The 25,395-nt window shown below is 70.7% G+C and carries 29 protein-coding genes; 18 read left to right on the top strand and 11 right to left on the bottom strand.

Features of this window, described 5'->3' with window-relative positions:
- Window positions 1-181: 181 nt before the first annotated feature.
- Together CLT74_RS27510 and CLT74_RS27505 are read right to left on the bottom strand one after the other, a co-directional pair.
- Window positions 182-1,534, bottom strand: a complete 1,353-nt coding sequence (locus tag CLT74_RS27510; RefSeq protein ID WP_099850244.1) for a M16 family metallopeptidase — start codon at window positions 1,532-1,534, stop codon at window positions 182-184.
- Between the two features lie 23 nt (window positions 1,535-1,557).
- Window positions 1,558-2,850 (bottom strand): M16 family metallopeptidase, encoded by a 1,293-nt coding sequence (locus CLT74_RS27505; protein WP_099850242.1) that lies wholly within the window; start codon window positions 2,848-2,850, stop codon window positions 1,558-1,560.
- A 142-nt stretch (window positions 2,851-2,992) separates the two neighbouring features.
- Here CLT74_RS27505 and CLT74_RS27500 point away from each other — a divergent pair, with 142 nt between their 5' ends.
- Window positions 2,993-3,727 (top strand): phosphodiesterase, encoded by a 735-nt coding sequence (locus CLT74_RS27500; protein ID WP_099850240.1) that lies wholly within the window; start codon window positions 2,993-2,995, stop codon window positions 3,725-3,727.
- On the opposite strand, the gene CLT74_RS27495 is transcribed toward CLT74_RS27500, so the two are convergent.
- Together CLT74_RS27495 and CLT74_RS27490 are read right to left on the bottom strand one after the other, a co-directional pair.
- Entirely contained in the window at window positions 3,694-3,909 is a 216-nt protein-coding gene (locus CLT74_RS27495; protein WP_099850238.1) for a hypothetical protein, read from the bottom strand. The genes CLT74_RS27500 and CLT74_RS27495 overlap by 34 nt on opposite strands.
- Window positions 3,910-3,955: 46 nt before the next feature.
- Complete coding sequence (locus CLT74_RS27490; RefSeq protein ID WP_099853098.1) at window positions 3,956-5,107, bottom strand: alkaline phosphatase PhoX; 1,152 nt, start codon at window positions 5,105-5,107, stop codon at window positions 3,956-3,958.
- 311 nt (window positions 5,108-5,418) lie between these two features.
- Between CLT74_RS27490 and CLT74_RS27485 the strand changes: the two genes are divergently transcribed.
- The 3 genes from CLT74_RS27485 (at window position 5,419) to CLT74_RS27475 (ending at window position 7,271) form a co-directional block, all read left to right on the top strand.
- Window positions 5,419-6,519 carry a 3-deoxy-7-phosphoheptulonate synthase gene (locus CLT74_RS27485; RefSeq protein ID WP_099850236.1) on the top strand — a complete coding sequence of 367 codons (1,101 nt, stop codon included), beginning with the start codon at window positions 5,419-5,421 and terminating at the stop codon, window positions 6,517-6,519.
- A gap of 238 nt (window positions 6,520-6,757) precedes the next feature.
- Window positions 6,758-7,036, top strand: coding sequence for a hypothetical protein (locus CLT74_RS27480; protein WP_486582770.1), 279 nt, complete (start codon window positions 6,758-6,760; stop codon window positions 7,034-7,036).
- A gap of 37 nt (window positions 7,037-7,073) precedes the next feature.
- Entirely contained in the window at window positions 7,074-7,271 is a 198-nt protein-coding gene (locus tag CLT74_RS27475; protein WP_099850233.1) for a hypothetical protein, read from the top strand.
- Window positions 7,272-7,376: 105 nt separating this feature from the next.
- Here CLT74_RS27475 and CLT74_RS27470 read toward each other — a convergent pair whose 3' ends face one another.
- The 3 genes from CLT74_RS27470 to CLT74_RS27460 form a co-directional block, all read right to left on the bottom strand.
- Window positions 7,377-7,913 (bottom strand): DUF1360 domain-containing protein, encoded by a 537-nt coding sequence (locus CLT74_RS27470; protein ID WP_099850231.1) that lies wholly within the window; start codon window positions 7,911-7,913, stop codon window positions 7,377-7,379.
- Window positions 7,914-7,974: 61 nt separating this feature from the next.
- The gene (locus CLT74_RS27465) at window positions 7,975-8,298 is read right to left on the bottom strand and encodes a hypothetical protein (RefSeq protein WP_099850229.1); all 324 of its coding nucleotides are present in this window, start codon (window positions 8,296-8,298) and stop codon (window positions 7,975-7,977) included.
- A complete protein-coding gene (locus CLT74_RS27460; protein WP_099850227.1) occupies window positions 8,298-8,621 on the bottom strand; it encodes a DUF6158 family protein in 324 nt (107 codons plus the stop codon). The genes CLT74_RS27465 and CLT74_RS27460 overlap by 1 nt, the downstream gene beginning before the upstream one ends.
- A 120-nt stretch (window positions 8,622-8,741) precedes the next feature.
- Between CLT74_RS27460 and CLT74_RS27455 the strand changes: the two genes are divergently transcribed.
- Complete coding sequence (locus CLT74_RS27455) at window positions 8,742-9,194, top strand: hypothetical protein (RefSeq protein WP_099850225.1); 453 nt, start codon at window positions 8,742-8,744, stop codon at window positions 9,192-9,194.
- A gap of 26 nt (window positions 9,195-9,220) precedes the next feature.
- A complete protein-coding gene (locus CLT74_RS27450; RefSeq protein WP_099850223.1) occupies window positions 9,221-9,562 on the top strand; it encodes a DUF3817 domain-containing protein in 342 nt (113 codons plus the stop codon).
- A gap of 30 nt (window positions 9,563-9,592) precedes the next feature.
- Here CLT74_RS27450 and CLT74_RS27445 read toward each other — a convergent pair whose 3' ends face one another.
- On the bottom strand, window positions 9,593-10,120 hold the full coding sequence (locus CLT74_RS27445; RefSeq protein ID WP_486582605.1) for a DUF6232 family protein: 528 nt from the start codon (window positions 10,118-10,120) through the stop codon (window positions 9,593-9,595).
- Window positions 10,121-10,568: 448 nt separating this feature from the next.
- On the opposite strand from CLT74_RS27445, the gene CLT74_RS27440 reads away from it, so the two are divergent.
- On the top strand, window positions 10,569-11,540 hold the full coding sequence (locus tag CLT74_RS27440; RefSeq protein WP_099850219.1) for a C40 family peptidase: 972 nt from the start codon (window positions 10,569-10,571) through the stop codon (window positions 11,538-11,540).
- Window positions 11,541-11,650: 110 nt separating this feature from the next.
- Here CLT74_RS27440 and CLT74_RS27435 read toward each other — a convergent pair whose 3' ends face one another.
- The gene (locus tag CLT74_RS27435) at window positions 11,651-12,640 is read right to left on the bottom strand and encodes a sigma-70 family RNA polymerase sigma factor (RefSeq protein WP_199172433.1); all 990 of its coding nucleotides are present in this window, start codon (window positions 12,638-12,640) and stop codon (window positions 11,651-11,653) included.
- Between the two features lie 620 nt (window positions 12,641-13,260).
- Between CLT74_RS27435 and CLT74_RS27430 the strand changes: the two genes are divergently transcribed.
- Entirely contained in the window at window positions 13,261-13,956 is a 696-nt protein-coding gene (locus tag CLT74_RS27430) for an SDR family NAD(P)-dependent oxidoreductase (protein WP_099850215.1), read from the top strand.
- Here CLT74_RS27430 and CLT74_RS27425 read toward each other — a convergent pair.
- Complete coding sequence (locus tag CLT74_RS27425; protein WP_099850213.1) at window positions 13,941-14,699, bottom strand: thymidylate kinase; 759 nt, start codon at window positions 14,697-14,699, stop codon at window positions 13,941-13,943. The two genes, CLT74_RS27430 and CLT74_RS27425, sit on opposite strands and share 16 nt — an antisense overlap.
- A gap of 30 nt (window positions 14,700-14,729) precedes the next feature.
- On the opposite strand from CLT74_RS27425, the gene CLT74_RS27420 reads away from it, so the two are divergent.
- The 10 genes from CLT74_RS27420 to CLT74_RS27380 all read left to right on the top strand — a co-directional run bounded on the left by CLT74_RS27420 (window position 14,730) and on the right by CLT74_RS27380 (window position 23,852).
- The gene (locus tag CLT74_RS27420; protein ID WP_486582603.1) at window positions 14,730-15,413 is read left to right on the top strand and encodes a nucleotidyltransferase family protein; all 684 of its coding nucleotides are present in this window, start codon (window positions 14,730-14,732) and stop codon (window positions 15,411-15,413) included.
- Between the two features lie 2 nt (window positions 15,414-15,415).
- Window positions 15,416-15,685, top strand: coding sequence for a hypothetical protein (locus CLT74_RS27415; RefSeq protein ID WP_486582602.1), 270 nt, complete (start codon window positions 15,416-15,418; stop codon window positions 15,683-15,685).
- 10 nt (window positions 15,686-15,695) lie between these two features.
- Window positions 15,696-16,472, top strand: coding sequence for a metallophosphoesterase family protein (locus CLT74_RS27410; RefSeq protein ID WP_099850207.1), 777 nt, complete (start codon window positions 15,696-15,698; stop codon window positions 16,470-16,472).
- Entirely contained in the window at window positions 16,463-16,606 is a 144-nt protein-coding gene (locus CLT74_RS30940) for a GPGG-motif small membrane protein (RefSeq protein ID WP_007464364.1), read from the top strand. Before CLT74_RS27410 ends, CLT74_RS30940 begins: the two co-directional genes overlap by 10 nt.
- A gap of 179 nt (window positions 16,607-16,785) precedes the next feature.
- Complete coding sequence (locus tag CLT74_RS27405) at window positions 16,786-17,280, top strand: TspO/MBR family protein (RefSeq protein ID WP_099850205.1); 495 nt, start codon at window positions 16,786-16,788, stop codon at window positions 17,278-17,280.
- 329 nt (window positions 17,281-17,609) lie between these two features.
- Window positions 17,610-18,962: an ABC transporter substrate-binding protein gene (locus CLT74_RS27400; protein ID WP_099850203.1), complete on the top strand. Its 1,353-nt coding sequence runs from the start codon at window positions 17,610-17,612 to the stop codon at window positions 18,960-18,962.
- Between the two features lie 70 nt (window positions 18,963-19,032).
- Window positions 19,033-20,085, top strand: coding sequence for a carbohydrate ABC transporter permease (locus CLT74_RS27395; RefSeq protein ID WP_099850201.1), 1,053 nt, complete (start codon window positions 19,033-19,035; stop codon window positions 20,083-20,085).
- A gap of 1 nt (window position 20,086) precedes the next feature.
- Window positions 20,087-21,049, top strand: coding sequence for a carbohydrate ABC transporter permease (locus CLT74_RS27390; RefSeq protein ID WP_099850199.1), 963 nt, complete (start codon window positions 20,087-20,089; stop codon window positions 21,047-21,049).
- Between the two features lie 60 nt (window positions 21,050-21,109).
- Complete coding sequence (locus CLT74_RS27385; protein ID WP_099850197.1) at window positions 21,110-22,144, top strand: LacI family DNA-binding transcriptional regulator; 1,035 nt, start codon at window positions 21,110-21,112, stop codon at window positions 22,142-22,144.
- Between the two features lie 61 nt (window positions 22,145-22,205).
- The gene (locus tag CLT74_RS27380; RefSeq protein ID WP_099853086.1) at window positions 22,206-23,852 is read left to right on the top strand and encodes a glycoside hydrolase family 13 protein; all 1,647 of its coding nucleotides are present in this window, start codon (window positions 22,206-22,208) and stop codon (window positions 23,850-23,852) included.
- Window positions 23,853-23,889: 37 nt separating this feature from the next.
- Here CLT74_RS27380 and CLT74_RS27375 read toward each other — a convergent pair whose 3' ends face one another.
- A complete protein-coding gene (locus CLT74_RS27375; protein WP_099850195.1) occupies window positions 23,890-25,317 on the bottom strand; it encodes an MFS transporter in 1,428 nt (475 codons plus the stop codon).
- Window positions 25,318-25,395 lie beyond the last annotated feature (78 nt).

The following is a 25,395-nucleotide window of genomic DNA, read 5'->3' as shown; positions in this document are numbered from 1 at the left end:
GCTTTCCCACCGCCGGGGATCCCAGCGACAGGGCGTAGCTGGTCCGGGCCGGGACAGTCGCCCCTCGCCGGCCGGTTCCGCCGGAAGAACACCGCCGCACCACCGTTGCCGACCGCAGCATCTCAGCCCGGACCGCCGACGCCGCGACCGACGTCACAGTCCCGGCCGGTGGGCTCGTCGATCAACCCGCCGGCGGGTGGTCGATCAGCTCACCGAGACCGGTGGCCACCAGTTCGTCCCTGATCACCGCGGCGTCGCCCTCCACCACCAGGGTCAGCGACTCCGGGCGCAGGTGCGTCTCGGCGGCCGCCGAGACCTGGGCCACCTCGGCGGCCAGCAACTCCTCCCGCAGCCGGGCGTGGTAGTCGTCCGGCAGGTCGTGCACCACGAGCGTGCTGAGCGCTCCGGCGATCGCCCGTGGACTCTGCAGCTCGACCGAGAGCTGGCCCGCCCGCCAGGACCGGGCCACCGCCAACTCGTCCTCGGTCACCCCACCGGCCTGGGTACGCGCGATCTCCCCGACCGCCTCGACAAGCGCCGGCGCGGTGACGGCGGTCTGCACGCCGGAGCTGACCGCGAACCGACCGAACCGGCGGGACGAGGCGAAGTCGCCCCGGATGCCGTACGTGTAGCCGCGCACCTCCCGGATGAGGTGGTTCAGCCGGGAGGTGAACGCCCCACCGAGCACCGTGCCGGCGAGCGCGATCGGCACGTGGTCCGGGTGCGCCCGGTGCGGTCCGGGATGACCGAGCCGCAGCGTGGACTGCACCGATCCGGGCCGGTCGACGAGGATGATCCGCCGCCCGGGACGCACCGGCACGTCGATCGGCGCGCCCCGGTCCACCGGCCCGCCGCCGGTGCCGGCGAACGCCGTGGCGGCGAGGGCGTCCAGGTCGAGCCGGTCCAGGTCACCGGCGACGACCAGGGTGCCCGGCCGGATGAACCACTCCGAGTGGAAGACGGTGACGTCCTCCACGTCCAGTCCGGCCACCGAGTCGGGGTCGCCGTACATCGGGCGGCCCCAGCGGTTTCCGGCGCCGAACAGGTCGGCGCGCAACGCCGCGTCGGCCCGTGGCCCCGGGTTGGCCCAGTCCATCCGCAGCGCGGTCACCTCGTCGTCGCGGACCCGCCGCACGTCGTCCGGGTCCAGCCTCGGGGTCCGCACCGCCTCGGCGAGCAGTTCCACGGCCGCGCCCAGCCGGCCCACCGGCACCTGCACGCTCGCCTGGAAGGTGTCCCAGTCCAACCCGGTCACCAGCTCGGTGCCGAGCGCCTCGATGGCCAGCGCGTACGCGGTGGCGTCGCGCTGGGTGGTGCCCTCCTCCAACGCTTTGGCCAGTACCCCGCCGAGCCCTTCGCGGCCCACCGGTTCACGGCCGGCCCCGGCGTCCAGCAGCAGCATGGCCACGGCGAGGTTCTGCCCCGGCAGGTGCGCGGCGACGACCTGACCACCGGCGACGGAGCGGCGGACCACCTGCGGAAAACGGTACGGGCGGGCGGCGCCCGGGCCGGGGCGGTCAGCGATCAGGGTCACTGAGGGCCGCTCACTGCTCGCGGTCACTGGTTCTCCTCGGGGAGGTAGGTCAGGGTCGCCCGGTCTTCGGCGGTGAGGGTGTCGGCCGCCACCTCGGCGATCTGCTCGGCGGTCACCGCGAGCCAGGCCGGTAGCCGCTCGGCGAGCGTGCCCGGGTCACCGAACTGGGTGGCGTACCGGCTCAGCGCGTCGGCCCGGCCGTCCACCGTGGACATCTGCCGCCACCAGGCGGTGGTCAGCAACGCCTTCGCCCGGTCGAGTTCGGCGGCGGTGACCGGCACTGTGGCCAGTTCGTCGACCACCTCGGCGAGACCGGCGGCCAGCCGCTCACCGCTCACGCCGGGTCGGGCGGTAGCGGTGGCGATGAGCGGTGCCGGGGCGTGCGCGAGATCCACCCCGTACGCCCCGACCAGATCGGGCTGGGCGATCCGTTCGCCGTCGGCGAGTCGCTGGTAGAGCCGGCTGCCTCGACCGCTGCCGAGCACGGTGGCCAGTACGGTCACCACGTCGTATCCGGGGGTGCCGAACGGGTAAGTGCGGTGCGCGACGTACACGCGGGGCGCCGGAACGTCGGTGACCACCGTCTCCTCGACGGGCGTTCCGGTGGCCGGCACGACGCGGCCGTCGGGGGCCGGCGGGATCTCCGGCCGGGGCGGGATGCCGCCGAAGTACTTCTCGGCCAATGTGACGACCTCGTCCACGGTGGTGTCGCCGACCACCGTGAGCACGGCGTTGTTCGGCGCGTAGTAGGTCTGGTGGAACGCCTGGAAGGTGGCCAGGTCAGCGGCGTTCAGGTCGGCCATCGACCCGATGGTGGCGTGATGGTACGGGTGGCCCGGCGGATAGAGCAGCGGCAGCAGCCGCAACCAGGCGTCGCCGTAGGGGACGTTCTCGTAGCGTTGCCGCCGCTCGTTCTTGACCACGTCCCGCTGGTTGTCCAGCGTCTCCTGGGTCAGCGCCGGCACCAGCCCGCCCATCCGGTCGGCCTCCAGCCAGAGCGCCAGCTCGAGGTGCTCCGCCGGGACCGTCTCGAAGTAGTTGGTGCGATCCGGGTTCGTGGTGGCGTTGAGCGAGCCACCGGCCCCCTGGACCAGCTTCATGTGCTCGGTCTTCGCGACGTGCGTCGAGCCCTCGAACATCAGGTGTTCGAAGAGATGGGCGAAGCCCGTCTGGCCGGCCGGCTCGTGCCGGGAACCCACGTCGTACCAGAGGTTGACCGCGACCGCCGGGGCGGTGCGGTCCTCGCTGACCACCACGCGCAGGCCGTTGTCCAGTCGGGTCGTCGAGATCGGCCAGGGGTAACCGCTGTCGGGCATGGCACCGACGCTATCCGATCTTTCGTCCCGGCAGGCCCCGGGACGCCCCACCGGCGAGCCGCACCGGCCCCACGGCCGCCCGTGACATCGCACCTGCCGGAGGGTTGGCATCGACGGTACGGCCCTGGGTATGCGGAAAGGCATGCCGACAATCCCCGGGCCGCAGCCCGCAGTCATCGCCGAACGAGCGGCCCGGGCGCTGGCCCGGCTGCGCCGAGCCCGCATGCTGCACCCGGCCGGGCGCTCCTTCACCGGTGAGGTGCTCGTCAGGGGTACGTCCGGCCCGCCGACAGGTGCCCGGCTGGTCGATCGGCCGGGCCGTTACCCGGCCACGATCAGATTTTCCAAGGGAAGCCCCACCCCGGGTGGCTGGCCCGACGTGCTGGGCCTGGCGGTGCGGATCCACCGGCCGACCGGACGGCCGTTCGACCTGCTGGTCAGTTCCAGCGCCGAAGCGCCGGGGCTGCGACACCTGCCGCTGCCCCGACGCCGGTTCACCGGCACGTACAGCTCGATCATGTCCTACCGGACGGGTCGGCGGCGGCTCTGGTTCGCCGCGCTGGCCGACCCGGAGTCGCCCGACCTGGGCCATGACCTGGCCGGCCTCTCCACCGCGGTGGCGACGGAGAGGCCCGGGCTGGTCCTCGCCGTCGCCTCCGCCGTCGGGCCGTGGCGGCCGTTCGGGCGGGTCACCATCGGCGACCAGCTCAGCGCGCGGGACGACGCCACCCTGGCCTTCGATCCGGTGGGCAACCTCCCGGAGGAGCTGCGGTTGGCCGGACCACTGGCCTGGCTACGGCGACACACCTACCGAGGATCCCGTCGCGGGCGCGGCGTGCGCGCTCAGTCCGGCGGTTCGACGGGGTTGACGGTCTGATCCGAGGTACGCCGCTCCAGCACGGTGTCGGGGGCGGCGTTCTGATCGGCCTCCCGGGCATCGGACTCGGCGAGGATCGCGTCGGCCTGGGCCCGCGCGTCGTCGCTGCCCACGGCCGCCTCCTCCGGTAGCAGGTGGGCGCGGGACTCCACCCGCTCCTGGTCGCTTCGCTCGTCAGTCATACCGCTCCTCATACCCCACCGGCCTCCTCCGCACGCAGGCCACTGGTCAGCGGAACGGGCCACGCACCTCGTAGGTGATGCCGCCGGAGGAGGAGCCGGAGGTGCCGCGCTGTGACGAGAAGTAGAGCCGGGCGCCGTCCGGCGAGAAGGCCGGCCCGCAGATCTCCGAGGAGGACTGGCCGGTTATCCGCAGGAACGGCGCGACCACCCCGGCCGGAGTGATGATATTGATCTCCATGTTGCCGCCGTCCTCGGCCACGTAGAGATCACCCGAGCCGGTGCCGGTGATGTTGTCCACCCCGGTCAGCGGTGCGGTGCCGGAGACCAGCGAGTCGTCGTACGCCAGGTCGATGCGCTGGTTGACGGCGTCGTACGCCCACACCCGGTTGTCGCCCTTCGTGGTGAACCAGCAGGTGCCGTCGTCGTACCAGCAGCCCTCGCCACCGTTGAACCGCTTGGCGCCGGAGACCTGGCTGCGGGTCACCGTCGGCGACCCGTCCGGGTCCGGCACCCGCGCCCAGGTCACCGGGCCGCTGGTGGCGGTCCCGGCGACCAGCACCTCCAGGGTCCCGGCGGAGAGGTTGCCCCAGGTGTTCGGCCGGAACCGGTAAAAGCAGCCGTTGCTCTCGTCCTCGGTCAGGTAGATCACCCGACGGTCCGGGTCGCAGGCGGCGGCCTCGTGCTTGAACCGTCCCATCGCCGGCCGCTGCACCGCCGCCGTGCCGCCCTGCGGGTACGTCTCGTAGACGAACCCCCGGCTGACCTCCTCGCAGGAGAGCCAGGTGCCCCACGGTGTGGCGCCGCCAGCGCAGTTCTGGTTGGTGTTGGCGAGGATCCGGTACGCCGAGGCGATGCTGCCGTCGGCGTTGAAGCGCACCGCCGAGGCACCACCGCCCGGGGTGATCTCGGAGTTCGAGACGTAGATCCAGCCGGTGCCGGCGACAAAACAGGCACCACCGTCGGGCGCGTCGTGCCAGGTGTACGACGTCCCCGCCACGGTCTGACGGGACCTGGCGATCACCCGGCTGGTGAATCCGGTGGGCAGTTGGATGCCGTTGCTGTCGGCGCTGCGCAGTGCGCCGTAGGGACTGGGGCCGGGCTGGGCGGGAGCGGCCGCGGCGGCACCCGCCCACGGGCTGCCGGAAAAGGCGGCGGCACCACCGGCGACGGTGGCGCGCAGAACGGTACGACGATCCATCGCGGGACCTCCGGATGAGCAGTGTTCGGTGGCGCTGAAATTACCGGCGGTTTCATTGATGTCGGTGAACACAAGACGATGCCCAGTCGACGAGATGGTGAGCGCTCGGGCACACTCGGGCACGGTCGGGTACGCTTACCGCCGTGACGCGCTCGTATCGATGGTTTAGGCAGCCGGCTCGGCCGGTGACCTCACCATGATCTGACGTCACCGAATTCGAGCCGGCCGGGCAGGAGCTTTCGTTCCTGCCCTTTCGCGTACGAGCAGCCGGCTCGACCCGGGCACCGGCCCCGGGTGCGGTCGGCGGAAGGATGCCCACCGTGACGACCCCGGAGAACCACCGGGTCATCGACCAGCGGATCGACCGTGTCGTACCGCTGACCACCCCGGCCCTGCTGCTGCACGAGTTGCCGTTGGACGACACCCTCACGGGCGCCGTGCTGTCCGGGCGCCGGGCGGTCGGACAGGTGCTCGACCGGGCCGATGACCGGCTGCTGGTGGTGGTCGGGCCGTGCTCGGTCCACGACCCCGCCGCCGCCCTCGACTACGCGCACCGGCTGCGGGCGGCGGCCGAGCGGGTGGCCGAGGACCTGCTCGTGGTGATGCGGGTCTACTTCGAGAAGCCGCGCTCCACAGTGGGTTGGAAGGGCCTCATCAACGATCCGGGGCTCGACGGTTCCGGTGACGTCAACACGGGCCTGCGTCGGGCCCGGGCGCTGCTGCTCGACGTGCTGCGTCTCGGCCTGCCGGTGGGGTGCGAGTTCCTCGACCCGATCACCCCGCAGTACATCGCGGACACCGTCGCGTGGGGGGCGATCGGGGCGCGCACCGTGGAGAGCCAGGTGCACCGGCAACTCGCCTCCGGGCTGTCCATGCCGATCGGCATGAAGAACCGCCCCGACGGCAGCATCGCCACCGCCGTGGACGCGATCCGGGCAGCCGGCGTACCGCACGTCTTCCCCGGCATCGACGTCTCCGGCACCCCGGCGATCATGCACACCCGGGGTAACGCCGACGGCCACCTGGTGCTGCGGGGCGGCGGCGGCCGGCCGAACTACGACGCGGCCTCGGTGGCCGGTGCGCTGGACCTGCTGCGGGCCGCCGGGCTGCCGGAACGGTTGGTGGTCGACGCCAGCCACGCCAACAGCGGCAAGGACCACCGCAACCAGCCCGTGGTGGCCGCCGACGTGGCCGCGCAGATCGCCGCCGGCCAGCGCGGCATCGTGGGGATCATGCTGGAGAGCTTCCTGGTGCCGGGTCGACAGGACCTCGACCCGACCCGCGAACTCACCTACGGCCAGTCGGTCACCGACGCCTGCATCGGCTGGGACACCACCGACGAGGTACTCGCCGACCTGGCCGCCGCCGTCCGCACCCGCCGCGCCACCACCACCCTCCCCACCCCCGCCTAACCCACCCACCCCACCCCCACGGCCGTGCTGATCATGAGGTTAGCGGCAGTAGTCGATCCACGGTGCCGCCAACCTCATGATCAACGCGGGTGCGGGGTGGGGGTTGGGGGGTGGGGTGGGGGTGTTTTGCGGGGTCGGGGGCGGGTAGGTCACGGGGGTGACCGATGACGTACCTGTGACCGAGGCGCCCACGACGCAGGCGCGGCTGCCCGACGGCATCCTGGCCGATGTGCCTGTGGTGGACACCGCGGCGCTCGATCCACCCACCACCGACCTGCCGGCCACGGCTGCCGCGGTGGGGGACGAGGTGGACGTCGAGGAGGTGGACACCCGACCGCTCGACGAACTGCTCGACGATCTCTATCACGGTCAGGAGCGGATCAGCCAGGTGGACATCTACCGCCGGGCGGTCGCCGCCGAACTGCCGGCGCAGTTGCTGTCCCGTCTCAACGCGCTTCCACAGGGTGAGTACGCGGTCGACGAGGTGACCGACCTGCTTGGCGGTTCGGCAGGATGATCGGCCGGTCGATGCCGGCGACGAGGAGAGGAACAGCATGACGAAGCGCGAGGAAGATCAGCATTCCGGTACGCCCGCGCTCGGCCAGCCACCGGAGGGCACCGACACCCTGCCCGAGCCCGACTTCGCCAACGAGCACGACCGCACCGCCGTCGACCGGGACATCATCACCGGAGCCGACGAGGACGAGCGGGAGCCGGAGTCGCCCCGCGGCTGGTCCGGCATGCAGCGCTGAGCCGCCTCCCCCGACTCGGCTCGCTCGCTGCCCGGGCGGTCGGAGAACCACCTGACGAGCGAGAGGCCGGCCCGGATCACCGGGCCGGCCTCTCGTCGCTGTCCGTCAGTCCTCCTCCTTGCCACCGCCCTCGGCCGCCTGCTGAGCGATCGCGTAGCCCATCTGGAGGAAGTCGGAGGCGGCCACGGCTGTCAGCGCCGTGGCGACGAGCCGGGTCAGTCGCGGAGCGAGCACCAGCCCTCCGGTGAGACCGGTGGCCACCCATACGGCCAGGCAGAACGGGCAGCTGAGCAGCTCTCCGATGGCATGGCGGGTGGAGCTGCCCGAGTCCCGGACCTGTTCCATCACCTCGCCGCTGCCGATCGGCCGGTCGTACCGGGTGAACGGGGCACGCAACGGGCTGGTCACCGCGTCCTTGGACAGCAGCCGGCTGAGCTTGTGGGTGGCCACGGCGAGCAGCACCACGTCCGATGTGGCGGGTCGCTCGGGCACGCTCCGACCGGCCGCCTTCACCAGGCCGGCGATCGCACCTGTCACACCGGCGTACGTGCCCATCGCCACCAGATAGCCACCGAGTGGGCGGTGCTCGTGCGGCGCGTACGCCTGGCGCAGTCGCGCCACCTTCTGCCTCAGATCGCTCACCCGGCCTCCTCTTCAAATCACGCTACGGTCTGCCGCGTCTCGGCGGCCGGTTCGGACCGGCTCAGCCGGCCTGCAGGTTGTCGGCCACCTCGCGGGCGAGGCTGTTCAGTACCTCGTCGGCGAGCCGGTCGACGTCCTCGCCGTCCCCGGCCAGTTCGAGCCGGAGCCGGGAACCACCGGCGTCGACCGGCTCCACCGTGAGGTCGGCCGACCAGTCGGTGTGGCGCGCCGCCCAGCGGGCCCGCAGTTCCCCGGCGTCGCCCTCCGGGGCCGGGTCACCCGAGAGCAACGGTTCCGGCAGCCAGGCGGAGATCCGGTCGGGATCGGTGGCCGTGTTGAAGACGACTTCCGGGGGTGCGGACACTCCCCGCTCGGCGTACGCCATCACGCGTCCCGCAGCCGGCTCGGGTCGACCTCACGCCCCGGGTGTCGCGCGAGGTACTCGGTCTCCAACTCGGCGGTGCGCCGCAGGTGGTTGGCGAGCGCCGAGTCGGTGGCGTGGCGGAGCGTGTCCAGGCGGGTGCGGTGCAGACTCTGCATCTCCCGCACGAGATCCTCCTCGTCCAGCTCGGCGGGATCGATGCCGAGCAGGTCGGCGTCGGGTGCCGGGGCCGGCACCCGGTCGTCGCCCCACTCGGGAATCCGCTGCTCGGGGCTCACCTCCGTACCACCGGCCGGAAAGCCGTCATGTCGTCCCGATGCCGTCATCTCGCCCCCTCATCCGTTCTGGGCTGGCGTCTGTACGGTTGCCCACGCCGGGTGTGGCCAAACCAGAAGGCACTACGACACCGCGTCGGAGAGCACTGCCGGTCCCGGTACCCTCGTGGCATGAAGCGGCTCTGGACCCCGGCGTGGATCGCGCGCCACGTGGCCATGGTCGTGCTGGTGACCACCTTTCTCGGGCTCGGCTGGTGGCAGGTCAGCCGGGCTGCCGCGGGTAACGCCATCAGCTGGGGTTACGCCGTGGAGTGGCCGATCTTCGCGGGCTTCGTGGTCTTCGTCTGGTGGCGCGAGGTACGCCAGGCGCTACGCGGGGTTCCGCCACCGGACGAGGACGTGGCCGCGCCGGCGTCCGCCGGCAGCCCGGCCGCGTCAACCGCTCCCAACACCGCCGACGACGCCCGTACCGAGCAGTCACGCCCGGGGATCCGGCGCCCGGTGCGGGTCGTCCGAGTCCCCGCCGGTCCCGGTGCGGACGACGCCGATCTGGCCGCCTACAACCGCTACCTGTCATGGTTGAACGCCAACCCGGGCGCGAAGCCCGGCGACTATCCCGGCTGAGCCGGGCCCGGAAGGACTGACGAGAAGTGCGCGCTGCCCTCACCCGCTACCGCGTGATCGCCTGGGTCGTCGGCGTGGTGCTGATCCTGCTGGTCGTGATCGGCATGCCACTCAAGTACGGCTTCGACAACCCGATCGTGGTGGAGACCGTGGGCCAGGCACACGGCTTCCTCTACATGGTGTACCTGGTCGCCGCGTTCGACCTGTCCCGGCGGGCCGACTGGCCGCTCAAGCGGATGATCCTGGTGATGCTGGCCGGCACCGTGCCGTTCGTCTCCTTCTGGGCCGAGCGACGGGTGAGCGCACTTGTCATGGCCGAGCAGCGGAACCGGGAGCAGGCGCAGGCGCCCGAGCCGATCGCCGGGTAGGGCGTGCCTCGACGACCGCGACAATGATCCTCACCGGCGCGGTCGCCACGGCTCGGCGTCGGCCAACGGGTCCTCCCAGCCGCCGTAGCTGTTCATTTCGCGGGCCCGGCGCAGCGCCCGGCTCACCTGCCCGAACTGGTGCTCGTCGTCGCTGCTGAACAGCAGTTCGTCGGTTCCCGCCCGACGGCCCCACAGCTCGTACGCCGGTGGGCGCCAACGGTCGCCGGCCGTCGCGAGCAGCACCGGCACCAGAAACACGGCACCTAGCAGGAGGTACGCCCCGGCGGTGAGCCGTTGCAGCCCACCGGTGAAGCCCAGCAGCAGCCCCACGCCGCTGATCACCACCGTCGAGACCAGCACGGCCCGGGTCGCCGCCCGGTCGTGCGGCCCTCGGGTGCTGTGCAGATGGGTCAGCTCGGCAACCCGCCAGCTGCTGCGCCCGACGGTGAACCTGTCGACCGTGACGATGATCCCGGGCCGGGCGTAGAGCAGTGTCGGCTCGCTGCCGGCGCCTCGGGGTGTCCGTGGCTGTCGCATCGTCGCGCCATCAGGATTCACGACCCCTCCTCCCACGGCTGGTGGCACCGGGTCGGCTCCCGCCGGCCCTGTTCATCGACGTCAGTCGACGGGAATCCCGGCCGCGCGATTCATTGTGGGCCGCTCACGCCACTCCGGCTCGAACGTTTCCGATGGTCACGGGCTTGCGACGGACCATCGGTGCCGGAAAGAGCGCACCAAGTCCGGCTTGTCGGTCAAAACTCCCCGGCATCCGACGTCATATGCCGAGAGCGACCAGTCCGACATGTCGCCGATAACCCCTCTGGGCGTTGCGTGCTCCGCCACAGCACCCCCATTGGTCTCGGCTTTCCCTGCGGATGACTCCCGTCCCGTACTAGGTTGGGCGGGTCGGCTCGGCCGGCCGCCGTCCGCCCGGACGGCACCGGGCCGTCGCCGTCGCGGAGCCTCAGCCGCCCGCGCCGGCCCCGGGAGAGGAGCATTCGGGCTCTTGTCGTCCCTGACGCACACGCTGCGTGCCCTGACGGCCGCCGCCTTCACACTGGCGCTGCTCGCGCCGGCGACGGTGGCCCGAGCCGAACCTTCCCCCGCCGAACTGACCCGGCGGATCGAGAAGGCCTCCGTCGAGTTGGAACGCGTGGTGGAGGCCCACAACGAACTGCGGGAGAAGATCAAGGAGAACCGCGGCGCTGTGGCGCGGTTGCAGAAGCAGATCGGCCCGCTGGAGCAACAGGCCGAGCAGAGCCGGGCCGACGTCGGCGAGCTGGCGGTGACCGCGTACAAGACCGGCAATCTGGGCACCGTCGACGCGCTGCTGCACGGCAGCGACTCGGCCTCCGTGCTGGACCGGCTGGGCACGCTGGACCACCTCACCCGGCAGCGGCAGGCCACCATCGCCAGCTACACCGCCGGCCAGCAGCGGCTGCTCGACGAGAAGACCCGACTGGACGTCACGCTCAGCCGGCAGGCGGCGCAGTCACGCGAGCTGTCCTCGGCCAAGAAGCGCATCGAGCGCGATCTCGCCAAGCTCTACGAGTTGCGCCGGCAGGCGTACGGCCGGGCCACCGAACGACCGACGAACCGGGCCAGCAACGCCCAGGACGCACCCTCCGTCTCCGGCAAGGCCGGCGCAGCCGTCCGGTACGCCTACGGCGCGCTGGGCAAGCCGTACGCCTGGGGCCAGGACGGACCGGGCAGTTACGACTGCTCCGGACTGACCTCTGCCGCCTGGCGGGCGGCCGGCCGGTCCCTGCCACACAACACCCGCATGCAGTGGGGTGTGGTGGCGCACATCAGCCGCGCCGAGCTACGCCCGGGCGACCTCGTCTTCTACCGCAGCCTCGGCCACGTGGCCATCTACGTCGGCGACGGTCAGGTCATCCACGCACCGACCTTCGGCAGGAACGTGGAGAAGCGATCCGTGGACCTGATGTCACCGTACGGATACGGTCGGGTGCGCTGAGCATCGACCGAGCCGCGCCGCCTCGCCGGAGGCGCGTGGCCGACACCTGAGCACAGCGAACGGCCGGCGTCCCCGTTGGACGCCGGCCGTTCGTCGTTGATGTCGCCCGCTCAGGCCGCTTGCAGCCCTTCCGCCCGGGCCAGCTCGCGGAGCCGGCCGAGCGCCTGGATCTCCAACTGCCGGATCCGCTCCCGGGAGAGGGAGAACCGCGAGGCCACCTCGGTGAGCGAGTGCTCCCGACCGTCCTCCAGCCCGTACCGGGCCCGCATGATGCCGGCCGAACGGTCGTCCAGGTGGTTGAGCAGTCCTTCGATCCGCTGACGCTCCAACCCGGTGAGGACGATCTCCTCCGGGGAGGGTGCGTCACTGTCGGCGACCAGATCACCGAGGTTGGTGTCGCCGTCGTCGCCGACCGGCGTGTCCAACGACACGGTGTCCTGCGACCAGCGGACCAGTTCGTTGACCCGCTCGACGGTCACACCGAGCGACGCCGCGATCTGCTCCGGCTCCGGGTCGCCACCCAGCTCACGGGTCAGCTGACGGGCCACGTTGCGCATCCGGTTGACGTCCTCCACCAGGTGCACCGGCAACCGCACGGTGCGCTCCTGTTGGGCGATCGCCCGGCTGATCGCCTGGCGGATCCACCACGTCGCATATGTCGAGAACTTGTATCCGCGCTCGTAGTCGAACTTCTCGACCGCCCGGACCAGACCGGTGTTGCCCTCCTGGATGAGGTCCAACATGGGCATACCGGACCGGACGTACCGGCGCGCGATCGACACGACAAGTCGCAGGTTGGCCCGGATGAACAGGTCCTTCGCCCGCTCGCCGTCGGCGATCAGCCGCTCCAGTTCCTCCCGGGTGGCGCCGTCGGGGACGCGGTCCTCGCCGAGCAGGTGCTCGGCGTACAGGCCGGCCTCGATGGCCTTGGAGAGGTCGACCTCCTTGGCGGCGTCCAGCAGCGGCGTCCGGGAGATCTCGTGCAGGTAGACTCCGACCAGGTCGCGCTCCTCGGCAACCTCGTCAGTTCGCATTCCGATGTTCTTGTCCACGGTGCCCACGGTCCCCTCGCTCGCGCCGGTTGCCCGGTTCCTTGCCATCCCCACGCCCATCAGCCCTCCCCCGTAACCTCCGCTGTGCCCATCGGTGCTGACATCTACACAACAGATGAGACGTGTCGGGGATTCCATGTCGTGGGTCGAAAGTGTCACGAATGCCTGATAATCCGCTGAGAGCAGCGTCCACGTTTGCTGTCAGCACCCTGGCTGACCACCGCTGGCAGACACCCCGTGAGGTCGACGGATGGACGGATCGCCAGCGTCCCGGTCCATGGCAGCACTGCCCGGCCGACAAGCGCAGCGACCCGGGTCACCGCCGTGCTGCGATCCTGGTCACTGCCTGATACGCGTACGTGGACCGCTTGGTTCATCCACGCCGGTGGTAATACCCCACGCCCTGGTGAACAATCCGCGCCCCGGTCCTATGCCCGCCGCCGTTGCGCGGTTCGGCCGGTTGTCGGGTTCGCGATGCCGGTAGGGCCGACGCCGCGCCTACCTCGTCGATCGGGTTCGCGTGGACCCGCCCCGGACGCACAATGACCACCGTCGGGAAGCCGTTCATGCCCGCCTGCGGCCGGACCCACCCGGCGGGCGCGGACCGCCTCGGCGGTCACCTCCAGGGCCTCGGCCCGGCCGCCCGGGCACCGCACTAACCTCAGGTCATGGCGAATCGCAGTGTGTTGGTCACCGGGGCCACGGGCGGGCTGGGCACGGCGGTAAGCGCCGTGTTCGTGGCGGCTGGGTGGCGCGTGGTCGCGACCCAGCGTCAGCAACCGGCCCCGACAGGCGGGCCCGAGGTGAACGCGCCGGTCCGGATCGCCGCGGATCTGACCGACCCGCAGGAGGTGGCCCGGGTGGCCGAGGTGGCGGCCGGCGACCCCGAGGCACCCCTGCGCGCGGTGGTCAACCTCGTCGGCGGGTACGCCAGCGGCGGGCTGGTGCACGAGACGCCGGTGGCGGAGTTCGAACGGATGCTCACCCTCAACCTCCGCCCGACCCACCTGGTCACCCGGGCCGCGCTGCCCCATCTGGTCGCTGCCGGGGGCGGCGCGGTGGTCTGTGTCGCGGCCCGCGCCGCGGTCGCGCCGTTCCCCGGTGTCGCCGGATACGTGACCGCGAAAGCCGCGGTGCTCGGTTTCGCCGCCGCGGTAGCCGTGGAGTACAAGTCGGCCGGGGTCCGCTGCAACACGGTGCTGCCGAGCGTCATCGACACCCCGACCAATCGCGACGCGATGCCGGACGCCGATCACGCCCGGTGGGTGGACCCGGCCGAGATCGCCTCGGTGGTCCACTTTCTCGCCTCGGACGAGTCGGCACCGACAAGCGGCGCGGCCGTACCCGTCTACGGGCGGGCCTGAAGCGGCACCAGTTCGTTCACCGGCACTGCGCCGCCGACCGGTGCCGGCCCGGCCGACTCGTCCCCGGCCGTCAGCCAGTGGCTCAGATGCCCACGGATCTCCATGGCCGTCTCCTCGGCGGGACGATTCGCATTTACCGGCACGAAGGTCGGATACTCCGGCAGGGTGCGGTAGGCCAGGTCGGCGGCGGTCAGGAAGCCCAGGCTCTCGTGGTCGGTGCCCCGGCGCTCGATCCGCCGGTACGCCTCGATCGGCTCGACGGTCAGCAGGAACGTCACCTGCGGTCGGGGGAAGATCCGGTAGGCGGCCCGGACCAGCCGCTCCCAGCGGTGCCCGCCGTGTGCGCGGAGGCTTGCGTACTGGCAGGCCGCGTAGCGGTCCATCACGGCCACCCGCCCGGTGAACAGGCCACCGAGCAGTGTCATCGCGATGGCCAGCCAGCGCAGCACGGATTCCACAAGCAGCATGCCGTCCCGGCCGAGGAGCCCCTGGGCGTCCGCCCGGCCGAGTCGGTGTGCCGCCCGGCCGAGCCAGCGCCGCCCACCCGCGTTGCGGTGATAGGTGGCCGGATGACCGGCCGCGGTGAGCGCCTCGGCGAGCCGGTACGCCTGGGTTGTCTTGCCTGAGCCGTCGATGCCGATCAGGGCTACGGTGCGGAGCCGGCCTCTGCTACAGCGGACTCCCGTCGAATCGGGCGTTCCCGTCGATCTGGCCACCCTCGAAAGGTTATCCGACAGGCGCATGGCGGCTGCGTCATTGATCCCGGTTGAGACATGTTCATCCCGTTGCCCGCGTCGCGCAGGTGTGGCCGACCGGAATGCCGGGTACCGATCGGAGATCCCACCGGTGGCACCCGGACGAGTCGACAGGAGAGGCAGATGGCCGAGCGCGACGACGAGACTCTCCTACACACCCTCAAGAAGGTCGCCGCCGTGCTCAAGCAGTCGGAGATCCCCTTCGCCCTCGGCGGCAGCTTCGCCGTCTACGCGCACGGTGGGCACTCCAGCGAGCACGACGTCGACTTCCTCATCCGCGAGTCCGACGTCGAAGCCGCACTGGAGGCGCTGGTCCAGGGCGGCTTCACCGCCGAGCGGCCCCCGGAGGACTGGTTGGTCAAGGTCTACGACGGCGGCCGGATGGTGGACCTGATCCACCGGCCGATCGAGACGCCGGTGACCGAGGAGACCTTTGCCGACACGGTCATGCGTCCGGTCGACGCCATCCACATGCCGGTGCTGTCGGCCACCCAGCTGATGGTGCACAAGCTGCTCAGCTTTTCCCAGCACTACTGCGATTTCGCCCGTGGGCTGCCGCTTGCCCGCTCGCTGCGTGAGCAGATCGACTGGGAGCGGGTACGCAAGGAGACGCAGCACTCGCCGTACGCCGAGTCGTTCCTGGTGCTGCTCGACAGGCTGGACGTCGTGCCGTACGTCGGCACGGCCGACGGGAAGGAATGACCGTGACCGTGCACTCCGATGCCGGATCGCCCGACGAGTACGTCGAGGCGGAGATCCACCGGCTGCTCACCGAGGATCCGGCCGTCGCCGAACAGGGAATCACAGTGGTCCGCACCGAACGCGCCCTCGTGCTGCACGGTGAGGTCGAGAGCGCACACCGACGGGAGGAGATCCTGCGCCGGGTGGCCGAACGCTTCCCGGACGTGCAGATCACCAGCGACATCGGGGTAATTCGCACGCAGGCGCCCACGGAGATCGAGCAACTGCCCTGAGGGAGGTTCGATGGTTATCCGGATCGCCGCTGTGGGCGACGTACATCTGGACGAGGACGTGCTCGGCCGGTTCCGGCCGGCGCTGGAGGAACTGCCCGGCAGCGTCGACGCGGTGCTGCTCGCCGGCGACCTGACCCGGCACGGCACCGAGGCCGAGGCCCGCTGTGTGGCCCGGGAGTTCGGCGGCCTGGGCGTACCTGTGATCGCCGTGCTGGGCAACCATGATCACCAGTGCGACCAGGTGCCGCAGGTCGTCGGGGCGTTGGAGGAAGCCGGCATCACCGTGCTGGAAGGCGACGGGGTGGTGCTGGACTGCCCGGGTGGTCGACTCGGGGTCGCCGGGGTGAAGGGTTTCGGTGGTGGTTTCGCCGGCCGGTGCGCCAGCGACTTCGGCGAGCCGGAGATGAAGGCGTTCGTCCGCACCACCACCGAGAGCGCCGACCGGTTGAGCGAGGCACTCCGCTCGCTGGACTGCGACGTCCTGGTGGCGCTCACCCACTACGCCCCGGTGCCGGACACCCTGGCCGGTGAGCCGTTGGAGATCTACCCGTTCCTCGGCTGTTACCAGCTGGGTCAGGCGATCGACTCCGCGCCGACCGCACTCGCCCTGCACGGGCACGCCCATCACGGCTCCGAGCGGGGCACCACCCCGGGCGGAGTACGCGTCCGCAACGTGGCCCATCCGGTGATCAAGCAGGCGTACAGCATCTTCCACCTGGGCGATCACCTTGATCAGGGTGAGGTTTCCGGAGTCGCTGTCGGGGGTATTCAGCAACCATGGAGCTGATTCTCTGGATTCTCGCAGTCGTACTGGTGGTTGCCGGCATCCTCGCGCTGTTCCGCCGGCAGATCCTCTGGGGCATCGTCCTCATCGTTGTCGGGCTGCTCGTCGGCCCGGGTGGGGTCAGCATCTTCAATTGACCTGGCGGCGCAGTGCGTCGCTGACCGGACCCGCCGGGGTCGTCGTGACCGGTACTCCGTCCTCCCGACAGGAGTCACCGACCACGGCGACCCCGGCGTGCTGTCCACGGGTTGACCAGCCCGCAACGAACGCCACCCGCTGAGGTTTGCCGCCCCCGCTCAGCGGAGAACCATCGACCATGCGGACGAGTGCGGAACAGACCCGACGAAACGGTGCCGGTCAGTGGTGGGCGCTCGCCGGTTTCGCGGTGGCCGTCGTGGCCGCCGCCGCCATCGGCAACCTTGCCGCGTCGGGCGCCGCCGACCAGTACGCCAACCTCGACCGGCCCGCCTGGTCACCGCCCTCCTGGCTGTTCGGCCCGGTCTGGACCGTGCTCTACGTGATGATCGCGGTCGCCGCCTGGCTGGTCTGGCGCCGGGTGGGGTTCGGTGCGGCGCTCGGCGCGTGGGCGGTCCAGCTCGTGCTCAACGCCGCCTGGACGCCGCTCTTCTTCGCCGGTGACCGGTACGGGTTGGCGTTCGTCGAGATCGTCCTGCTGTGGCTGGCGATAGGTGTGACGGTGCTGCTGTTCGCCCGGGTGAGCCGCCTGGCGGCGGCGCTGCTCCTGCCCTACTGGGCCTGGGTCACCTTCGCTGCGGCGCTCAACTATTCGATCTGGCAGCTGAACGCCTGACCGGGTCGCCGGTCCGCCACCCCGCCAGCGGCACAGCCCGTCAGCCCCGACCGCCGGGGCCGGTGTGCCGCTGCCTGCCCGCCACGCCGAGAACCCTCCCCGCCGCTCGTCCGGGTTGACGCACGTATCCGCTGATAGACGGGGGTCGTTGCGGCCGGTGGGAGCGTGATCATGGCCGCTTGCCAGGTTTCCGGATTGTTACTCGCTCGTGTCCGTCCAAGGGGTGGACCCCGGGAGATGCAAGCGCTTACATGTGAAAACGCCCATCGGACCGGCGCCAGGTCAACCGGATGCGATCCCGGCCAGCGCCGGCTAGGAAGGAGGACGGCATGGCGATTTCTGCCAGGCCACGCCAGGCCCTCGCGATCGCTGGCGCGATCGGACTGGCGCTCAGCGCCACCGCCTGCGGCACCGGAAGCAGCAGCAACAGCGGCAGCAACAGCAACGCCGATTCCGCGGAGTGCGCCCCGTACGAGAAGTACCAGGGCCACGACGGCAAGACGGTGACCATCTACTCGTCGATCCGGGACCTCGAGGCCGACCGGCTGGCGGAGTCCTGGAAGCAGTTCGAGGACTGCACCGGCATCACGATCAACCACGAGGGAAGCGGTGAGTTCGAGGCCCAGCTTCCCGTACGCGTCGACGGCGGCAACGCGCCCGACCTGGCCTTCATCCCCCAGCCCGGCCTGCTTGCGCGGTTCGCCGAGCGCAACCAGCTGAAGCCGGCAAGCGCCGACACCAAGGCGATGGCCGAGGAGAACTACCCGGCCGACTGGCTGAAGTACAGCACCGTCAACGGCACCTTCTACGGCGCGCCGCTCGGGTCGAACGTGAAGTCGTTCGTCTGGTACTCGCCGAAGATGTTCCAGGAGAAGGGCTGGGCCGTCCCGACCACGTGGGAGGAGATGATCAAGCTCAGCGACACCATCGCGGACAGCGGCACCAAGCCGTGGTGCGCCGGCATCGAGTCCGGTGAGGCCACCGGTTGGCCGGCCACCGACTGGATCGAAGACGTGATGCTGCGGACGCAGACCCCCGAGGTCTACGACCAGTGGACCACGCACCAGATCCCGTTCAACGACCCGCGGGTCGCCGAGGCGCTGGACCGCGCCGGCACCATCCTCAAGAACGAGAAGTACGTGAACGGCGGCTTCGGCGGCGTCCGCAGCATCGCCACCACCGCCTTCCAGGAGGCCGGTGTGCCGATCACCCAGGGCAAGTGCGCCCTGCACCGGCAGGCCTCCTTCTACGCCAACCAGTGGCCTGAAGGCACCCGGGTGGCGGAGGACGGCGACGTCTTCGCCTTCTACTTCCCGGCCATCGACCCGGCGAAGGGCAAGCCGGTGCTGGGCGGCGGCGAGTTCGTGACCGCGTTCAACGACCGCCCCGAGGTGCAGGCGGTGCAGACCTACCTCGCTTCGGGTGAGCACGCCAACAGCCGCGCCAAGATTGGCGACTGGGTGTCCGCGAACAACAAGGTCGACCTGGCCAACGTCGCCAACCCGATCGACAAGCTGTCGGTGGAGATCCTCCAGGACGACAGCTCGGTCTTCCGGTTCGACGGTTCCGACCTGATGCCCGCCGCCGTCGGCGCCGGGACCTTCTGGAAGGGCATGGTCGAGTGGATCAACGGCGGGAACACCGCCAGCGTCCTCCAGGGCATCGAGAGCAGCTGGAAGTAATCCCAGTGGTGGGCCGGTCCGCGTGCGGCGGGCCGGCCCGCCGGCTCTACCGAGGACCCGGGGAGGGTTGATGAACTTCGACTTTGCCGAGCAGTCACCCAAACTGATGATGCTGCTGTGGGGGTTGGTCGCCTTCGCGGTGGTGGTGGGTGGCCTGCTCGTGCTGCTCGACGCGGTGCCGGCGTTCTTCGCGCGGCGACGCGAGGCGCGACTCGTCGCCGCCTCCGCCAGCGGGGCGCCACTGCCCGGGCGGAGCAGGTCCCGAGAGGGACTGTTCGCCACGTTCTTCCTGTTGCCGACGGTGCTGCTGCTGATGATCGGCCTGGTCGTCCCGGCGCTACGGACCACCCTGCTGTCCTTCATGGACGGCGGCAGCCAGAACTTCGTGGGCCTGGACAACTACCGCTGGATGTTCGCCGACGACGCGATCGTGCGGGTGCTGCTCAACACGTTGATCTGGGTGACCCTGGTGCCGTTGGTCGCCACCTCGATCGGCCTGCTCTACGCCGTGCTTGTGGACAAGGCCCGGATGGAGGCGGTGGCCAAGTCACTGATCTTCATGCCGATGGCGATCTCGTTCGTCGGGGCGAGCATCATCTGGAAGTTCGTCTACGCCTACCGGGGCGAGGGCGAGGAACAGATCGGTCTGCTCAACCAGATCGTCGTCAGTCTCGGTGGCGAACCCCGGCAGTGGCTGCTCGACTCGCCGCTGAACACCCTGCTGCTCATCGTGATCATGGTGTGGATCCAGGCGGGTTTCGCCATGGTGGTGCTGTCGGCGGCGATCAAGGCCATCCCGGCCGACATCGTCGAGGCCGCCCGCCTCGACGGGGTCAGCCCGTGGCAGATGTTCTCCCAGATCACGCTGCCCAGCATCCGGCCCGCGTTGATCGTGGTGGTGGTCACCATCTCGATCGCCACGCTGAAGGTCTTCGACATCGTCCGGACCTCCACGAACGGCAACTACGACACCAGCGTGATCGCCAACGAGATGTACAACCAGGCGTTCCGGTACGGCCAGAACGGGCAGGGCTCCGCCCTGGCGGTCTTCCTCTTCGTGCTTGTGGTGCCAATCGTGATCTTCCAGATCCGCAACATTCGTCAGCAGCGACGGGAGGGCTGAGATGACCACCACCACTCCCCCGGTCGCCGCCGGCACCCAGGACGAAACACCCACCACCCGGGCGTCCCGGGTACGCAAGCGGCTCAACAGCCGCACCGCGACCCTTGTCGCGATCGTCATCGCGGTCGTCTGGACCATCCCCACCTTCGGTCTGTTCGTCTCCTCGCTGCGGCCGGAGAACCAGATCAAGACCACCGGCTGGTGGACGTTCTTCCGCGACCCGGAGTTCACCCTCCAGAACTACCAGGACGTGCTGTTCGGCCAGTCCTCCGGATCCGGGCAGCTCGCCAACTACTTCGTCAACTCGCTGGTGATCACCCTGCCGTCGGTGCTGTTCCCGTTGGCGTTCGCGGCCATGGCCGCGTACGCGCTGGCGTGGATCAACTTCCGCGGCCGGGACTGGGTCTACATCGCCATCTTCGCGCTCCAGATCGTGCCGCTGCAGATGGCCCTCGTGCCGCTGCTGAGCTTCTTCTCGCGCGGAGTCAGCCTGGGCGGCGTCACCCTGATGCCGGCCTGGAATCTGGACGGCGCGCAGAACTTCGCCCAGGTGTGGTTCGCACACACCTGCTTCGCCCTGCCGTTCGCCGTGTACCTGCTGCACAACTTCGTCTCACAACTGCCCAGGGACCTGATGGAGGCGGCCCGGGTCGACGGGGCCACCCACCCCAAGATCTTCCGCACCATCGTCCTGCCGCTGATCGCACCCGCGCTTGCCGCGTTCGGCATCTTCCAGTTCCTCTGGGTCTGGAACGACCTGCTGGTCGCGCTCATCTTCGCCGGGGGCAGCGACGTCACCGCGCCGCTCACCGTCCGGCTCGCCGAACTGGCCGGTACCCGGGGCAACGAGTGGCAACGGTTGACCGCCGGGGCGTTCGTCTCGATCGTCGTACCGCTGATCGTGTTCCTGTCCTTGCAGCGCTACTTCGTTCGGGGGCTGCTCGCCGGCAGCGTCAAGGGTTGATCCGCCGTGGTGCCGCCGCCCACGGCGGCGGCACCACGCGGGACGTGAGCGGGGTTCCACGTGACGAAGATCGACGATGTCGCCCGGCTGGCCGGCGTCTCCACGGCCACCGTCTCCCGGGCGCTGCGCGGGCTGCCGACGGTGTCGGCGGCGACCCGCAGCCGGGTGCTCGCCGCCGCCGAGCAGTTGCAGTACGCCGTGTCGCCGAGCGCCTCCCGGCTGGCCGGCGGCCGGACCGGCACCGTGGCGGTGGTGGTTCCCCGGATCACCAGGTGGTTCTTCGGCGTGGTCGTCGAGGCCGCCGAGGACTTCTTCCACCGGGCCGGCTACGACCTGCTGCTGCACAACCTGGGCGGGCGGGAGCAGAACCGGCAGCGCGTACTGCACGCTGCCCACCTGCACAAACGGGTGGACGCCATCATGTTGGTCGCCACCCCGCTGCGGGCCACCGACGTGACCGCGCTCGCCGCGCTGGACCTGCCGGGCGTCACCATCAGCTCCGGCACCACGGTGCCGGGCTGGCCCTGCGTACGCATCGACGATGTGGCGGCGGCCCGGACCGCCACCCGGCACCTGCTGGATCTGGGGCATCGCCGGATCGCGCACATCTCCGGTGACCCCGACGACGAACTCGCCTTCAGCGCCCACCTGGACCGACGCCGCGGGCATCAGGAGGCGTTGCGGGCGGCCGGGTTGCAGCCGGACCCGAGCCTCGACGTGGAGTCCAGTTTCGACATCGCCGGCGGCACCCGGGCCACCGAGGAACTGCTCCGCCGGGGCGATCCGCCGACGGCCATCTTCGCCGCCTGCGACGAGATGGCGATGGGTGCGCTGACCGCGCTGCGCGACGCCGGCCTGCGGGTTCCCCAGGACGTCAGCGTGATCGGCATCGACGACCACGCGCTCGCCGGTGTGCTCGGGCTGAGCACCATCGCCCAGCCGGCCGTGGAGCAGGGCCGGCTGGCCGCGCAGTTGCTGCTCGACCCGCTCTGCGGACGGGTGGGCGATCCCGACACGGCCAAACCGGATTCGCCGGTGATCCTGAACACTCGGCTGGTCGTGCGTGATTCGACTGCGCCCGCCCGGGCACACTGAACGGCAGCCAGCACGCCGTCCGGGCCCGCCGGCCCGTACGGCTCGACCATGGGAGTACGCCCTGAACCACGACACGACGCACCAGAACCCGCCGACCGGCTGGTGGACGGAGGCGGTGATCTACCAGATCTACCCCCGCTCGTTCGCCGACTCGGGTGGCGACGGCATCGGCGACCTGCCCGGGATCACCGCCCGTCTCGACCATCTGGCGGAGTTGGGCGTCGATGCGGTCTGGCTCTCCCCGTTCTACCCGTCCCCTCAGGCCGACGCCGGCTACGACGTGGCCGACTACCGGGACGTCGAGCCGCTGTTCGGCACGCTTGCCGACGCCGACGACCTGATCGCCAAGGCCCACGCGAACGGGCTGCGGGTGATCGTCGACCTGGTGCCCAACCACACCTCGTCGGCCCACGCCTGGTTCCAGGCCGCCCTGGTCGCCGGTCCGGGCAGTGCCGAGCGCGAGCGGTACGTCTTCCGCGCGGGCCGGGGACCGGGTGGGGCCGAGCCGCCCAACGACTGGCAGAGCGTCTTCGGTGGCCCGGCCTGGACCCGGCTGCCCGACGGCGAGTGGTACCTGCACCTGTTCGACACCGCCCAGCCCGACCTGAACTGGGACAATCCCGAGGTCCGCGCCGAGTTCCTGGACGTGCTGCGGTTCTGGCTGGACCGTGGCGTGGACGGCTTCCGGGTCGACGTGGCACACGGTCTGATCAAGCAGGCCGACCTGGCCGACTGGCAGGAGCCGCAGGAGATCCTCTCCGGGCAGGAGGCGGACAAGCCCCGCCCACCGATGTGGGACCAGGACGGCGTACACGAGGTCTACCGCGAGTGGCGGCGGCTGCTGGACGGCTACCCCGGTGAGCGGATCCTGGTCGCCGAGGCGTGGGTGGAGCCGGCGGAGCGGCTGGCCCGCTACGTACGCCCCGACGAGATGCACCAGGCGTTCAACTTCGAGTACCTGCTCGCCTCCTGGACCGCCCCCGCCCAGTACGCGGTCATCACGCGGTCGCTGGAGGCCACCGACGCGGTGGGCGCGCCCACCACCTGGGTGCTCTCCAACCACGACGTGGTGCGGCACGCCTCCCGGCTCGGGCTGCCGGTCGGCACTCCCCGCCCCAACGGCATCGGTGTCGGTGACGAGCAGCCGGACGCCGCGACCGGGCTGCGGCGTGCCCGCGCGGCCACCCTGCTGATGCTGGCGCTGCCCGGCTCGGCCTACCTGTACCAGGGTGAGGAACTCGGGTTGCCGGAGCACACCACCCTGCCCGACGAGGCCCGGCAGGACCCGACCTGGGAGCGCAGCGGGCACACCCAGCGGGGCCGCGACGGGTGCCGGGTGCCGATCCCGTGGGAGGCCGACGCGCCGTCGTACGGCTTCGGGCCCACCGACGCGAGCTGGCTGCCGCAGCCTCCGGTCTGGGCCGAGTACGCGCTGGACCGTCAGCGTGGGGTACCCGGCTCGACGTACGAGCTGTACCGGGAGGCGCTGCGGCTACGCCGTGCGTACGGCCTCGGTCCGGGCACCCTGGAGTGGCTCTCCTCGGGCGACGAGGTGCTGACCTTCCGCAACGGTGACCTGGTCGTCCTTACCAACTTCGGGGCGGACGCCGTCCCGGCGCCCGACGGCGAGCTGGTGCACAGCAGCGCACCACTTGACGAGGACGGGTCGGTGCCCACCGACGTGACCGTCTGGGTCCGCACCGCCTGAGCCGTCCCGGTAGGGCCCCTCGGGGCCCTACCGGTGCTCACTTCAGCTTCTCGGCGCGGCTGTCCAGCAGTTGCCGTATGTCGGCGATGTCCTTCGGCGAGGTACGGGCGGCGAGCCAGTACATGACACCTGTGGGGATGAAGAAGAGCTGGAAGGCGGCCAGCCCGACGGCGTAGTTGAGCGGCGGCGGGAAGGCCACCCGCAACCCGTGGAAGACGACACCGACCAGCCCGTTGCCGGCCGCCCGACCCACCCCGTTGACCAGGTTGCCGAGGCTGTAGACGGTGCCCCGGTTCTCCGGTGGGTTGACGTCGGCGATCAGCGCGAACCAGTTCGGCGAGTTCGCCGAGGTCAACGCCAGGGCCAGCAGCGCGGCGAGCAGGCTCAGCCCGACCGTCGGTTCGCTGACCACGCTTGTCAGCACCGCCCGCACCACCGCGCCCGTGGCGGCGCCGTCGGGCACGTCGATGCGCATCGGCACGAAGAACAACACCAGGTAGAACGGGAGCGCGGCGAAGATGCCGACCGAGGCGACCATGGCCCGACCCGAGGGCGTACGCCGTTGCAGCGCGTCGCCGATCAGCCCGCCAACGATGGAGAACACCCCGCCGAGTTGGAACAGTGCGGCGAAGACGCTGCCCACCACGATGGCGGTCGCCGTGGTGTAGCCCTGGTCCTCGGCCCGCTCGCGGAAGAGCACCGGCAGCCAGACCAGCGAGCCGAAGGCGGCCTGCGCGGTGAGGCCCTGGAGGATCAACCAGCGGTTGGTCCGCCGACCCAGGATGACGGGCAGGTCGGCCCGGCTGATCCGGTAGTCGTAGTCGTCGCCGGTGGCGAACGCGGCGGCAAGTGCCGGCTCGCTCTGGCCGCGCCGGATGTCGTACGTGAACAGGTAGGCCGCCGTGGCGGCCAACCCGACCACCGTGATCAACAGGAACGGCCGACGCCAGTCGGCCGCGCCGAGCAGCCCGCCGAAGAGGCCACCGGCCACCGTGCCGACCCCCTGGGAGAGCCCCCAGAAGCTCATCACCAGGCCCCGACGGCGAGGCGTGATGAGGTCGGTGACGACCGAGTAACCGACCGACCCGACCGCGCCGAGGCCCACCGCGGCGAGCAGTTGCGCGACGAGGAAGGTGGGATAGTTCCCGGCCAGCGCGCTGCCCCCGGTGCCGGCCGCCCAGAGCAGTGTGCCGATCATGAGCAACGGCTTGCGGTTGGTGCGGTCGCCGAAGTACGCCCAACCCACCGCCGCCACCGCGCTGACCAGGAAGCTGCTCGCGGTGACCAGGCCGAGCAGCCGTTGCGGCACCGCGAAGGAGTCGGCGATCGCGCCGTACAGCGGGGGCACCAGACCGATCGCCACGTTGTCCAGCGAGGCGAGCAGCACGAAGACCACGACGCTGTAGAGCCGGCGCGGCGCGCTCCTGCCCCACACCCGCGCGGGTCCGCCTGTGGTCGAGGTCATGCGGGCAGCAAACCAGGGCGGGATAACGAGCTGATCACCGGGTCGCTCCACGGCACGGACGAGATCGTGCTCGATCCC

Source organism: Verrucosispora sp. CNZ293 (assembly GCF_002754655.1).
This window is presented reverse-complemented; position numbering and strand designations above follow the sequence as displayed.

Coding starts and splice junctions, on each gene's coding strand:
- CLT74_RS27405 (WP_099850205.1), top strand. CDS start 16,786: ATGCGGACGAGTGCGGAACAGACCCGACGAAACGGTGCCGGTCAGTGG.
- CLT74_RS27465 (WP_099850229.1), bottom strand. CDS start 8,298: ATGGCGTACGCCGAGCGGGGAGTGTCCGCACCCCCGGAAGTCGTCTTC.
- CLT74_RS27435 (WP_199172433.1), bottom strand. CDS start 12,640: ATGGCAAGGAACCGGGCAACCGGCGCGAGCGAGGGGACCGTGGGCACC.
- CLT74_RS27505 (WP_099850242.1), bottom strand. CDS start 2,850: ATGCCCGACAGCGGTTACCCCTGGCCGATCTCGACGACCCGACTGGAC.
- CLT74_RS27495 (WP_099850238.1), bottom strand. CDS start 3,909: ATGACTGACGAGCGAAGCGACCAGGAGCGGGTGGAGTCCCGCGCCCAC.
- CLT74_RS27400 (WP_099850203.1), top strand. CDS start 17,610: ATGGCGATTTCTGCCAGGCCACGCCAGGCCCTCGCGATCGCTGGCGCG.
- CLT74_RS27375 (WP_099850195.1), bottom strand. CDS start 25,317: ATGACCTCGACCACAGGCGGACCCGCGCGGGTGTGGGGCAGGAGCGCG.
- CLT74_RS30940 (WP_007464364.1), top strand. CDS start 16,463: ATGGAGCTGATTCTCTGGATTCTCGCAGTCGTACTGGTGGTTGCCGGC.
- CLT74_RS27490 (WP_099853098.1), bottom strand. CDS start 5,107: ATGGATCGTCGTACCGTTCTGCGCGCCACCGTCGCCGGTGGTGCCGCC.
- CLT74_RS27420 (WP_486582603.1), top strand. CDS start 14,730: ATGTTCATCCCGTTGCCCGCGTCGCGCAGGTGTGGCCGACCGGAATGC.
- CLT74_RS27500 (WP_099850240.1), top strand. CDS start 2,993: ATGCCGACAATCCCCGGGCCGCAGCCCGCAGTCATCGCCGAACGAGCG.
- CLT74_RS27460 (WP_099850227.1), bottom strand. CDS start 8,621: ATGACGGCATCGGGACGACATGACGGCTTTCCGGCCGGTGGTACGGAG.
- CLT74_RS27390 (WP_099850199.1), top strand. CDS start 20,087: ATGACCACCACCACTCCCCCGGTCGCCGCCGGCACCCAGGACGAAACA.
- CLT74_RS27430 (WP_099850215.1), top strand. CDS start 13,261: ATGGCGAATCGCAGTGTGTTGGTCACCGGGGCCACGGGCGGGCTGGGC.
- CLT74_RS27410 (WP_099850207.1), top strand. CDS start 15,696: ATGGTTATCCGGATCGCCGCTGTGGGCGACGTACATCTGGACGAGGAC.
- CLT74_RS27455 (WP_099850225.1), top strand. CDS start 8,742: ATGAAGCGGCTCTGGACCCCGGCGTGGATCGCGCGCCACGTGGCCATG.
- CLT74_RS27475 (WP_099850233.1), top strand. CDS start 7,074: ATGACGAAGCGCGAGGAAGATCAGCATTCCGGTACGCCCGCGCTCGGC.
- CLT74_RS27425 (WP_099850213.1), bottom strand. CDS start 14,699: ATGCGCCTGTCGGATAACCTTTCGAGGGTGGCCAGATCGACGGGAACG.
- CLT74_RS27485 (WP_099850236.1), top strand. CDS start 5,419: ATGCCCACCGTGACGACCCCGGAGAACCACCGGGTCATCGACCAGCGG.
- CLT74_RS27395 (WP_099850201.1), top strand. CDS start 19,033: ATGAACTTCGACTTTGCCGAGCAGTCACCCAAACTGATGATGCTGCTG.